We start from the raw sequence: 11,218 nt of genomic DNA on the forward strand, positions 1-11,218 counted from the left end.
CACACAAACATTGCGATGCTTTCTTGGGTTCCCGTTCCCGCGCATACGTGCCGTGGCCCTTCTCGCTTTAATCGATCCCCAATTCGCCGACGCACGGAGGAACAATGACGCAGATTCATCTCGACGTCACTCGCCTACTCAAGCGCATGTTTCAAGAGCGAACTTTTACCGGGATCGACCGAACCGGTCTCGCGTATATCGAGCGTTACGGGAACGACGCGTGCGCGACGCTCTCCGTTTTTGGACGCCATACGAGCCTGTCCCGAAGCGCATCGACGGCCCTTTTCGAAATGATCCGGCGCCATCATGCGAATGGGAAAGCTCCCGATCTGCACCGGCTGATGCGGATAGCCGCCGGCGCCCAGCGCAGCATTCCTGCCGGCGCAACACTGCTCCATACATCTCACTCCGGCGCCGAACACGCCCAATACTTCCGTTCCGTGAACAGGCGCGGCGCGCGCGTGGTCTTCATGGTCCACGATCTGATTCCGCTCACGCATGCCGAGTATTGCCGCGCGGGGTCCGCGCGCACGCATGCGGCAAGAATGCGATCCGCGCTGTCAACGGCGGCAGGATTGATCGCGAACTCACAGGCGACGCTCGACACAGTCACCGACTACGCGGCACGCAACGGTCTGCACGTGCCACCTACCGTCGTGGCCAAGCTTGGCCCCGGCATACCGTTGGAACTCGACGCCCCGGCTCCGCTCAGCCGGCCGTACTTCGTGATGGTCGGCACGATCGAGCCGCGGAAGAATCACTGGTTCATGCTTCATGTGTGGCGGCGCCTCGTTGAGCACCTCGGGCACGACGCGCCGACGCTCGTTGTGATCGGCTCTCCCGGATGGAAATACTGGAACGTCACCGACATGCTCGCGGACTGCGAGCCGATCAGGCACGCTGTCATCCATGAGCCGAATTGCGACAATGACCGTCTTCGCGCATGGCTGAGGCACGCGCGCGCGCTCGTTTTCCCGTCACTCGTGGAAGGATACGGCATGCCTGTCGTGGAGGCGCTCACATGCAGAGTACCGGTTCTCGCAAGCGATCTTCCAGTGTTTCGCGAGTATGCGGCCGGGGTGCCCGACTACCTCGATCCGCTCGACGGCCTTGCATGGATCGCACGGATTATTGCGTACACCGGTCATGACAGCGACGAACGCGCCCGACAGATGAAGCGCATAGAAACCTATCGCGCTCCTACGTGGGAAAACCATTTTGCGCAAGTCGACCGATTTCTGGCGGAGCTCCGTACATGAACCCCTTGCGCCGGCCGACCGCGTTCGAGCATTCACGTCACGATCCGGATACGCGGCGCTGCGCGTGGCCCGTCGGACGTCCCGGTCCTTGCCAGATCGACGGATGGGCAGACAAGGCGGCTATGGCGATGGCCGCGGCGTGCGGATTGCGCCCGCGGATCGCGTGGCGCGGACCACTCGACCGCGCGCGGCAACACACGCTGCCATGGCTCTCGTGGTTCGAACACGACATCACAGAAGGTACGGTACCAGGCTCATTCATCGCCGCGTTGAACCGGACGTTCGACGTCGGCACCAGCGATTTCCCGCCGGACATCGACGATCTAATCAATCGTGTTTACGCGACGTGGATCCCCGCGGGAAGCGCAGATGGGCCCCAAAATATGTCGCCGGCGACGCAGGTCGTCATCCTGGACGAGCGGCGCTGGCCTCACGATCCCACGTACGACTCGCCCGTGTCCCGCCCGGAGGCATTTGAGCGCATGGTCGCGGCTGCGAGCCGTAACCATCCCGCTGCGAAGCTGTGGTTGGTTCGGTCCGCTGATCGTGGGTCTGGACGATGGTTGTCCGAAAGTGCAGCCGGTGTATTGGCGGATGTCCGAATACATCGCATTGCCGACCCTACAGGCCTGCGGTTGAGCCGCATGAGTCACGTGTATACGATCGGCGCAACCGAAGGACTGCTCGCACTGCTCGGCGGTACACACGTGCACGTATTCGGCGGCCCGTATTACGCCGGCTGGGGTCTCACTGTCGATTATTTTTCGCTGTGTGCCAGGCTACACCGCCCCACCGTTCGTCAGCTCTTTCATGCTGTTTTTCTACGACTTGCGCGTTATCTCGATCCACACACACATGAATCAGGCGATATTCGGTCCGTTCTCGCGTCGCTCGAGCTACAACGCGACATCGCGGCTCGGTATTCCGATATGCGCCATCTCGCCGCCATCCACATTAAGCGGTGGAAACGCCCCTTCGTTACCCCTTTCCTGACAGCGGGCGGCGGCACACTGCGCTGGACCAACCGCCATGAATCGCTGAGCGCTTCCGAACAAGTGGTGCTGTGGGGCGCGCGCGATCTTGCAGTGCCGCCGCGGACGGCGGGGTACGTCCGTATCGAGGACGGCTTCCTCCACTCGCTGGGGCTCGGGTCCGACATCATCGCACCGTACAGCCAGGTCGTCGACACGCGAGGCATCTACTTCGATCCGAGGACTCGTAGCGACCTCACAGATATTCTGAACCACGTATCGTTTGACGACGCAGAGCTTACGCGGGCGGCAATGCTGCGCGAGCAGATCGTCCGGCACGGCCTCACGAAATACAACCTCGGACGGCGACGACCGCTCTGGAGCGCGCCGCCGGGCCGCAAGGTCGTGCTCGTTGCTGGTCAGGTCGAAGACGATGCGTCGATCCGCCTAGGCTGCCCCGAAATCCGGACCGCGCGCGCGCTCCTGCGCGAGGTGCGTGCTCGACGCCCGCACGCACTGCTCGTCTACCGGCCTCATCCGGATGTGCTGACGCGCAACCGCCGCGGACTGATCGATGCTTCCGCAATTGCGGACGTCGTCGATACGCAGGCCGATATCGTATCGCTCATCGAGGCGGCCGATGAAGTACACACGCTGACTTCATTGGTCGGATTCGACGCCCTACTGCGCGGCAAGCCAGTCTTCACGTACGGGGTCCCGTTCTATGCGGGATGGGGACTCACGCACGACGCGATCACTACGATTCCGCACCGAGAGCGGTCGCTTTCGCTCGACATGCTAACGGCAGGCGCGCTACTGCGTTACCCGGTCTACTGGGATTGGCGGCTGCGCTTGTTCACGACTCCGGAAACCGTCGTCGACCGCCTCGCGCATCGCGCATTCCGCCCCCTCACGCGCGTCCGCTGGTCCCCCCTGCGGTTGGCGAACCGGACCCGTCGGTGGGCATGGAATACGTGCACTTATTTCTGGGCGTGTCGAAGCAGGCTTGTCGACGCACTTCTTTCGCTCCATACCTAACCTCTCATAGGAGCAGCATCATGGATCTATACCCCGTCATCCTGTGTGGCGGCAGCGGCACCCGCCTCTGGCCGATGTCACGCGGCAGCCATCCGAAGCAGTACCTGACATTGATCGGCGAGCATTCGCTTCTGCAACAAACCGTCCTGAGAGCGAAAGCCGTTGCTGGCGCCCGCGCGCCGATTCTTATCGCAAACGGCGAGCAGCGCTTCCTTGTAGCCGAGCAAATGCGCCAGATTGACGTCGTTCCGGAAGTCACGATTCTCGAGCCGGTCGGTCGCAACACGGCACCGGCAGTCGCTGTAGCAGCACTTGCGGCAATGCAGCGTTCGGCAGACGCTCTGCTGCTTGTGCTGCCGGCTGATCATGTGATCCTGCACCCAGCCGAATTTGCGAATGTCGTTCAACAGGCCGCGCAAACGGCTTCAGAAGGCCATTTGGTCACGTTTGGAGTGGAACCCAGTGGCCCGGAAACCGGTTATGGATATATCCGTATGGGCGAACGGCTGCGCGCAGGCGGGCACGCGTTCGACGTCGAGCGTTTTGTCGAAAAGCCGAACCTCGAAACTGCGCGTGAATTTCTCGATAGCGGAAAATACGCGTGGAATAGCGGGATGTTCATGCTACGGGCCGCCGATTACCTCGACGAACTGCACCGCCACGAGTCAGAGACCGCCCAACTGGCCGAATTGGCGTTCAGGCAGGCAGTGTACGACCACGACTTCCTCCGTCTCGACCGTGATGCCTTTTCCGACTGCCGTGACATTTCGATCGACCATGCCGTGATGGAACGGACCCGCCGGGCAGCGGTCGTGTCGGCGAACGGGCTCGGCTGGAGCGACATCGGCTCGTGGAGCGCGCTCGCGAACTTGTCTGAGTGCGACATGTCCGGCAACGCGGTTCAAGGCGACGTGCTGGTGGACGACGTCTCGAATTCATACATCCGCGCGGAACATCGAATGGTCGCGGCGGTCGGTCTCGAAGACGTAGTCATCGTCGAAACGGCGGACGCAGTACTTGTCGCGCACCGCGACAAGGTCCAGGACGTCAAACAGATCGTTCAGCAATTGAAGGCCTACGGTCGGCACGAATCCGTCACGCATCGGCGCGTCGCGCGACCGTGGGGTTCTTACGAGGGCATAGATCATGGTGACAGGTTTCAGGTGAAACGCATTGTCGTCAATCCGTCCGCGCAGCTCAGCCTGCAAATGCACCATCATCGCGCCGAGCACTGGATCGTCGTCAAAGGAACGGCACTCGTCACGAATGGCGATCGCGAGATCATGCTGAGCGAAAACCAGTCGACCTATATCCCGCTCGGCACGACGCACCGTCTGACCAACCCGGGCAAGATTCCGCTCGAGCTCATCGAGGTTCAGTCAGGCGCCTATCTCGGCGAAGACGATATCGTGCGCTTCGAAGATAGTTACGGCCGGACTTCCACTGGTTGATCGTTTGTGACCGGCGGCAGCGGGAACGTGTGCCGCCGGCGGTCAATTACTCCAGTCTCGCGCGAGCACCGCGGTCGGATCCGTTTAGTCGCCAGGAGCATGAGTCTTACCGTCCTCGCGATTTCCTCCGTATTCAAATACTCCTGTCAGACATGCATGCCATTCAGAATCGCCCTATGATCTGGATTTGATCAATGTTGCCGTGGCCGGACGCAGGATGATTTTCGAGCGTCAGCGAACGCACGTGATCCGTTGGAACGGCAGGACTTGCCCCTTGCTGAGCGGTTGGCGCTTCACTCGGCCGGTACGGTTTTTGTACCAATTCGTTAGGCGATGCACGCGGGATTCGTTCTCAAGGCATGAAAGTGTTATATATGACTGACCGCCAACGCATCGCCCAAGCGATCCGCCGCAAAGGCCTCGACGTGCCGATGCGGAGGATGATCGTTCGTGGTAAGCAACTGCACGATGCTCCGCGTTGCGACGCTTGTCGGCATCTTCGCGATCTGGACCGTGTCGAACCACTGACAACCCATGATTTCTTGCGACGCGCGCGCAACGGCGTCGCGTGCGATAAGCGCGTCAAACACCTGATGTTCCGTGTTTCTACCGCGAAATTCAAAGAGCCACGTCAGATCGCGCACGACAAGCTGCGTTTCTTCTTCCAGTTCTCGACGCGCTGCGTCATCCGGTGATTCGCCCCGGCGTATTTTTCCGCCCGGCAACGACCATCGCGCAAAGCTCCGAGTGACCAACAAAATTTGGTCCGCCTGTCGGCAGACAATTGTGGCGCGCTGCTTCATTACTCTGCTCAGAATCGAGTGCCTGCGTGACAGCCGCCGAACGCGCCACCGTTGGTTGCCGCGCCACCGCAGCCAAACATTCCGCAGCCGCCGAGAAGCAGAAGCGCGGCAGTCAGAACGGCGACGCCAGTTATTTTTTTCAGTCGCATATGCGTGTCATCGATGAAGCGATTGAGTTGAAAGTATCTCGGACAACGCAATGTGGAGTGCGCCCCATGTCAGCAATACGGCGACCATCAGCCATATGATTTTTCGACGCCGGGTTCGAGGAACGGCCGTCCGCTCTGCCGCGTCCCGATCCGATCGCGCAAATGTGAGCTTTTTCAGGTCCCCAATTCCGTCGTTAAGATTTTGCATCGATTCCCGCTCCTTGCCATGCCCCGACTTTCAACACTTCTTTGCGCTTTATGACTTCGCGGTGCATCGACATAAGCCGTCCGCCGTGCACACACTTCACCGGCTTTCAGTTAACGCAAAACCGCGGTTGCCGTGAGCCATACCGTACGCACGGCGTGCGCTCGCCTGCCTGTATGCGCGCCGCAAGATTTCCTGAAGAATCAAGTTGCGCATAACGCTCGCAAAATTAGTTGACCAAGCGATTCGTGAGACTTGGATCGAGTCTCAATCATCTCTACCAGTCGTATGAGCGATAGCGGCAGACTCATATATCGGATCAGCTCCCGCTGGCACGCGGCACCATGATTGCGAGTAAATGGCGTACTCGTGCGCCGATTGAATTGCTTGCGGCACAACGAGCGCTGGTAGCGCGGCAGATCACCCCAAATGCCCTCTGTCCGCACCCGCGCGCTTCCACACGCCAGGCATGTCGTCGGCCCATGCATCGGGGCATGAATTTCGTCGTAGCCGCTCAGCATCGATTCGATGAGCAAGCGATCTTCCTGCGCCATCAGATCTTCGGCGACGCCCGTCGCCGATATGCGTAACCTCCCTCCAAGCGAAATGCATTCGCTCGGATCGAATTCACACAGCCAATATCGGAATTCACGCACCGTATTGTGATGGACGTGAACGTTCATATTCAAAGCGCATTGCTGTCGACGCAATCGAGGAAGTTCCGGCTCAGTGATTTCCGCAGGCGGAGCAGATTGTCGGCCTCAACGCCCGCGCGATAGCGCGACATGTCCGCGACCGATCTGCCGTGATTGTCGACTCCGATGTTGCAATGCAGTCGATCTCCGAATCGATAGTCAAATTCCACAATCGAATCGCCAAGACTCTGGCCGGGCAGGATTTACACTGTCGCCTGAATGCGCCGCATCCGATTGATCTGCGCTACGCCCTGGTCGACGTATGACAGGCGCAGCGGGTCACCCGGCGACGCCAGAAACGCGTTCTCGTCGCCGGCATCGGTCAGCCAGCCGCCGCCCGCCGAGGGCTCGCCCGCTTTGAGGCGACGAACCGGCGTGTCGTTGACCATGAAGCTCGCGATCCGGCCAACCTGCATTGTGACCTTGAGCGTGCCGGTGGCGACGCGCCGCGGCCCGAGCAACGCACGCGTCGTCACGAAGCCAGCTTCCACAAATACATCGGTGAGCCGTTTCAACAGCACGTTGACGCGGTGCGAACCGAGATCATGGCCAACGAACGGTGCGACGACCGCCTCGAGCCGTGCCCAGGAAAGGCCTCCGGGCGGATCGAACGGCCTGCCGTCGGACGTCTGCAACACGATCCGCTGTACCGGAAAGGTCGGCCCCGTCTCGACGATCGCATCAACGGGCGTGCCGGGCGGAATCTCGAGCGTCGTCTCCGACGTCGGTGTGATCGTGATCGATGCCAGCGGCTGCTTGAGTTGCCGTTGCCGGGCTTGCCCGCATTGCTGCTCGATGATGAGCGGCGCCGGGCTCTGCACCGGTCGGGCGCCCGGCGGCAAGGAATGAGCGTGGACAGGACGATGGGCAAGCCATGCCACGCATACAACCAGTACCGCAGCGCCGACCCACAACTTCAGCAATACATGCATCCTCACCTCGCCTTGGCCGGCTTTACTGCCGCAAGCGCCGCTTTTTCCTGCGGCGTCGGGACCGTCTCTAAGACGATCACCAACGTCACCACCAATCCGGCGATCACCAGACCGGTCGTGCTCAACGCAGTTCTGTTCATCTCAATGCCACCACCAAGTCGTCAGGCCCAAGTGCTAATCGATCTGCAATGCAGTACGGGATGCGACGTTGCCTTGGCCCGTGATCGAACTGCCTTGCGCGGCAAGCGTCACCGCCCCCTGCCCCGTGGCGCCGATTGCAGCGTTCTGGCCGGCCGTCTCCGACCGCGCATTGCCGTTCACGGTCACGGAACCCGTTTGCACGGCAAACGTGGTATCGCCAACGCCCGACTACTGCCCGTTAACGGTCGCGTTGTGCACGCCAGTCAGCCGACCGTGCTGCCGCCGTGCACGGCACCGTTGACGATCAGATCCCGCCCGACTTGGGTCGAGACTGTGCCGGGCGCGCTCAGCCCGCGGACCCTCAGATTGCCGTTGAACGCCTGTAGCGCGATATCGTGCGCGGACAACGCGCCGACCGTCATGAACGGCACGCGCTACCGGCGGAGATCAGATCGAGGCCTCGTCAGGAAAGTGACCAGCGAACGAGGCGAATGGCAAAAAGCAAGACTACAGCGCCGATTACCGCGACGATGATAGATCCAACGATGCCTCCGCCCACGCTAATATGCAGCGCGGACGCAAGCCACCCGCCAATGAATGAGCCAACAATCCCGACGATGATATCGACGAGAAGCCCAAAACCACTTCCAGCGACAATCATCCCAGCCAGCCAGCCGGCGACGGCACCAATGACCAGCCATACAACCAAGTGTTCTAGTGACATAACCTTCTCCAATTTTTAAAAATCCTGCTTATTGCGCATTGGCATACCGTCGAAATCGCCCGTGTGATAAACGCCGCGAACGGTTGCAACTGCATCATTGAAATTCACACGAATAACGCGCCGCGTAGCCTCGCCGGCATACAGCGCGTGCTCGTCTGCGTTACTGGACGTGAATCTCGACGCGGCGATCTTTCGAATCCGACGTGCCGCCGCTCACCTCAAGCGGCTTGTCCAAGCTGATGCGTGATGCATCGATCCCGGCTGCCATCAGAGCCGCCTTAACCGACTCGGCACGTTTTTTTGCAAGCTCCGCGTTCAAGGTCGGGTCTCCGCTCGAATCCGTGTAACCCGAAACACTCGCCTTCGACGAAGGGTTGTCCGTCAAATATGCCAAGACGTCCTTAGCCTTGCCAGCAAAATCTGACGACAGTTCCGCCTTGCCGTACTCGAAATAAATCTTGAGCTCGGGCTTCCCTTCCATCATCGCGGCGATGATCCCCGCGCCCTTGGGGATCGCGTCTGCCACAGCGCTCACTGTGCTCGAAGCCGGCGCCGCTGCGTCCGACGATTGAGACATATCCGGTGTGCGCTTCGAGCAAAAGCCAAGAAACAGGAGCGCTAAAAGTGCCAGCAATATCAGACCAAGCCACAACCATTTCCGCTTATGCGTAGCGGCCTCCCGCTCGATACCCGATTCCGCCCGCCTCACCTCGGCCCCGGTTGCGCGCATATCATCGCGCAGGTGATGACTTTCCCCGCTAAGCCAGGCGGCAATACCAGCAAACCCCAGCGCACCAAGCAGCCTTTCAGACAGGCGTCCCTTCAGGTAACGTGACTGAGCTTCCAGCACCGCGCTGAGACTCGATGTAGTTAGCGGTCCCGCGGTGGTCGCGGCGTGCCTAATTGCCGCCAATACAAAAGACGTTACCATCTCGGCGAGCAGCGCCGCATTTTTCGACATCAGCCCGCTGACGCCGGAGAGTACGCCGTTGAACTCGTGGATTTTGGAGCCAAACAGGAGTTGCAGCGCCAACTTGCCCGTCTCGACCAGTTTGGACGTTGCTTCTCCCCCGGAAAACATACCTGAAAGATCACGGGTAAGCAGATCGGGGGTGACGTTCGACGCATGCAATACATGCAAAAGCGACTCAGTTCCCGTCGAGGTCTTACAGAGATGCACGATACCGCCTAGCACGTTCGCTAGTGCGCCATCGAAGCCGTGAATCACCGCGATGCGAGATTCGTTGAGAAATGCCGGTGCCTGTTGCGCGACCGGCTCGCTAAGGAGCGATTCGAGTGATTTTAGAATGTCAACTTGACTCATCTCGACTCCTTAAAGTTGAATTGCATGTAACAAACCATTCCCCATCTTCGATTCCTACCTTCCTTCTGGATGAACCAACGCATGCCTACCGGGTTCCCCCTGCGGTTTCCGTCGGTCTGTTCAGAAACACGGATAGCTAAACACTATGGAAAAATCTCACATCTTGCAGGGGTAAACGTTCTACTCGTCGCGCACACTGATCGGAACAGATCGCTTGTGGATGACCTTTTCCTCACGCACGTAATCACTGGACACCGTGGTCGTGAGTTCCCACAAGTTCCAGTACTACTTCATCACGTCGTAAGCGATACCGGCCGATTCGATGAAGTATCGTTTTCAAGGCGTCACCCAAACTCAGCCTTAGTTCGCGCGCAATCTACTAGGATGTTATGCCATTTGCGCGGCGGGCGTGATCAACAATCGTCAATTCCGATGAGCGCGCTATCAGACGGGGCAGCGACAGAGGCAGTCCTTGTAGCAGCGGCCTGCCGCCCTGTTGATCAACTATTGTTAAGTCTTGCCATGCAATCTGAACCGCGACGGGAATCATGGAGGCCGGTTGGTTTAAGTTAATGCGGGCACTTCAGCATCATTTTTGAGTTGCCTGTAATAGTTTGCCTCGGCTTCGGCAGGCGGGATATAGCCGAGCGGTTCCATCAGCCGATGATGGTTGTACCAGGCCCCCCATTCCAGGGTCGCCAGTTCGACGGATTCCCGCGTTTTCCACGGGGCGCGTCGATGAATCAGTTCCGTCTTGTAGAGACCGTTGATCGTTTCAGCCAGCGCGTTATCGTAGCTGTCGCCACGGCTGCCGACGGACGGCTCGATACCCGCCTCGGCCAAACGTTCGCTGTACCGAATGCGGACGTATTGAGCCCCCCTATCGGAGTGGTGTATCAATGCCCCATCGTCGCCCGGTTGGCGCGCGTACAGCGTCTGTTCAAGCGCATCCAGAACGAAGTCCGTGCTCATCGACGAACTGACGCGCCAACCGACGATGCGACGGGCAAACACGTCGATTACGAATGCCACGTACGGCCAGCCTTGCCATGTCGAGACATACGTAAAATCCGACACCCAGAGCTGATTCGGTCGATCAGCCTTGAACTGCCGTAGACTCGGTCCAGCGGGTGCGGCGCGCTCACATCTGGAATCGTCGTGCGAACACGCTTACCGCGACTGCGCCGCGCAAGCCTGCAGCTTCATCAACCGTCCGACCGTGCAGCGTGCCACCGCAATGCCTTCCCGGTTCATCTGCTTCCAGACCTTCGGCACGCCGTAGACCCGCATGTTGGCCTGCCAGACACGCTTGATCTCCGGTTGCAAAAGCTCATCGCGTTTCGCGCGGGGGCGCAGCGTTTCGACGGATCGCGAAGTTGTGCTGCATGGCGTCGGTAGCCTGACGGGGCAATCCGCAAAACCTTGCAGATCGGCTCAACCCGAAGGTGTCGCGATGCTGATCAATGAAGGCCTTCAGGACTTGAAACGGCGGTCGAGCTCCGCCTGGGCGAAAATGCGCTCGCCAG

Annotated in this window: 13 protein-coding genes, 1 pseudogene and 1 other annotated feature; of the genes and pseudogenes, 4 read left to right on the forward strand and 10 right to left on the reverse strand. The window is 59.9% G+C overall.

What is annotated here, in order from left to right; genetic code table 11:
- Positions 1 to 104: 104 nt before the first annotated feature.
- Genes KY49_RS14140 through KY49_RS14150 form a run of 3 tightly spaced genes read left to right on the forward strand, consistent with a single transcriptional unit; the run spans position 105 to position 4,719 of the window.
- Entirely contained in the window at positions 105 to 1,259 is a 1,155-nt protein-coding gene (locus KY49_RS14140; protein WP_042585223.1) for a glycosyltransferase family 4 protein, read from the forward strand.
- On the forward strand, positions 1,256 to 3,268 hold the full coding sequence (locus tag KY49_RS14145; RefSeq protein WP_231636415.1) for a capsular polysaccharide export protein, LipB/KpsS family: 2,013 nt from the start codon (positions 1,256 to 1,258) through the stop codon (positions 3,266 to 3,268). The genes KY49_RS14140 and KY49_RS14145 overlap by 4 nt, the downstream gene beginning before the upstream one ends.
- Positions 3,269 to 3,288: 20 nt before the next feature.
- Positions 3,289 to 4,719: a mannose-1-phosphate guanylyltransferase/mannose-6-phosphate isomerase gene (locus KY49_RS14150; protein ID WP_042585224.1), complete on the forward strand. Its 1,431-nt coding sequence runs from the start codon at positions 3,289 to 3,291 to the stop codon at positions 4,717 to 4,719.
- Positions 4,720 to 5,087: 368 nt separating this feature from the next.
- On the opposite strand, the gene KY49_RS35675 is transcribed toward KY49_RS14150, so the two are convergent.
- Complete coding sequence (locus KY49_RS35675) at positions 5,088 to 5,522, reverse strand: NUDIX hydrolase (RefSeq protein WP_082062371.1); 435 nt, start codon at positions 5,520 to 5,522, stop codon at positions 5,088 to 5,090.
- Positions 5,523 to 5,548: 26 nt separating this feature from the next.
- On the opposite strand from KY49_RS35675, the gene KY49_RS37280 reads away from it, so the two are divergent.
- Positions 5,549 to 5,770, forward strand: coding sequence for a hypothetical protein (locus tag KY49_RS37280; protein WP_156162522.1), 222 nt, complete (start codon positions 5,549 to 5,551; stop codon positions 5,768 to 5,770).
- Between the two features lie 309 nt (positions 5,771 to 6,079).
- Here KY49_RS37280 and KY49_RS37285 read toward each other — a convergent pair whose 3' ends face one another.
- From KY49_RS37285 to KY49_RS14180, 9 genes and pseudogenes are all read right to left on the reverse strand, one after another.
- Positions 6,080 to 6,559, reverse strand: coding sequence for a hypothetical protein (locus tag KY49_RS37285; protein WP_156162523.1), 480 nt, complete (start codon positions 6,557 to 6,559; stop codon positions 6,080 to 6,082).
- Between the two features lie 2 nt (positions 6,560 to 6,561).
- The gene (locus KY49_RS38570) at positions 6,562 to 6,741 is read right to left on the reverse strand and encodes a hypothetical protein (protein WP_052495688.1); all 180 of its coding nucleotides are present in this window, start codon (positions 6,739 to 6,741) and stop codon (positions 6,562 to 6,564) included.
- A 33-nt stretch (positions 6,742 to 6,774) separates the two neighbouring features.
- Positions 6,775 to 7,503, reverse strand: a complete 729-nt coding sequence (locus tag KY49_RS14160; RefSeq protein WP_231636416.1) for a POTRA domain-containing protein — start codon at positions 7,501 to 7,503, stop codon at positions 6,775 to 6,777.
- Between the two features lie 2 nt (positions 7,504 to 7,505).
- The gene (locus KY49_RS37290; protein WP_156162524.1) at positions 7,506 to 7,643 is read right to left on the reverse strand and encodes a hypothetical protein; all 138 of its coding nucleotides are present in this window, start codon (positions 7,641 to 7,643) and stop codon (positions 7,506 to 7,508) included.
- 34 nt (positions 7,644 to 7,677) lie between these two features.
- Positions 7,678 to 7,845: a hypothetical protein gene (locus KY49_RS37295; RefSeq protein ID WP_156162525.1), complete on the reverse strand. Its 168-nt coding sequence runs from the start codon at positions 7,843 to 7,845 to the stop codon at positions 7,678 to 7,680.
- 62 nt (positions 7,846 to 7,907) lie between these two features.
- The gene (locus KY49_RS37300) at positions 7,908 to 8,066 is read right to left on the reverse strand and encodes a hypothetical protein (RefSeq protein ID WP_156162526.1); all 159 of its coding nucleotides are present in this window, start codon (positions 8,064 to 8,066) and stop codon (positions 7,908 to 7,910) included.
- 41 nt (positions 8,067 to 8,107) lie between these two features.
- On the reverse strand, positions 8,108 to 8,368 hold the full coding sequence (locus KY49_RS14170; RefSeq protein ID WP_042585226.1) for a GlsB/YeaQ/YmgE family stress response membrane protein: 261 nt from the start codon (positions 8,366 to 8,368) through the stop codon (positions 8,108 to 8,110).
- A gap of 160 nt (positions 8,369 to 8,528) precedes the next feature.
- Positions 8,529 to 9,692 (reverse strand): OmpA family protein, encoded by a 1,164-nt coding sequence (locus KY49_RS34510; protein ID WP_052495648.1) that lies wholly within the window; start codon positions 9,690 to 9,692, stop codon positions 8,529 to 8,531.
- 564 nt (positions 9,693 to 10,256) lie between these two features.
- A pseudogene (locus KY49_RS14180) lies at positions 10,257 to 11,218 on the reverse strand (IS3 family transposase); the annotation flags it as partial.
- Positions 11,096 to 11,210, reverse strand: a sequence feature (AL1L pseudoknot). (Overlaps the previous pseudogene by 115 nt.)

This window comes from Burkholderia sp. MSHR3999, assembly GCF_000833595.1.
GTDB lineage: Bacteria > Pseudomonadota > Gammaproteobacteria > Burkholderiales > Burkholderiaceae > Burkholderia > Burkholderia ubonensis.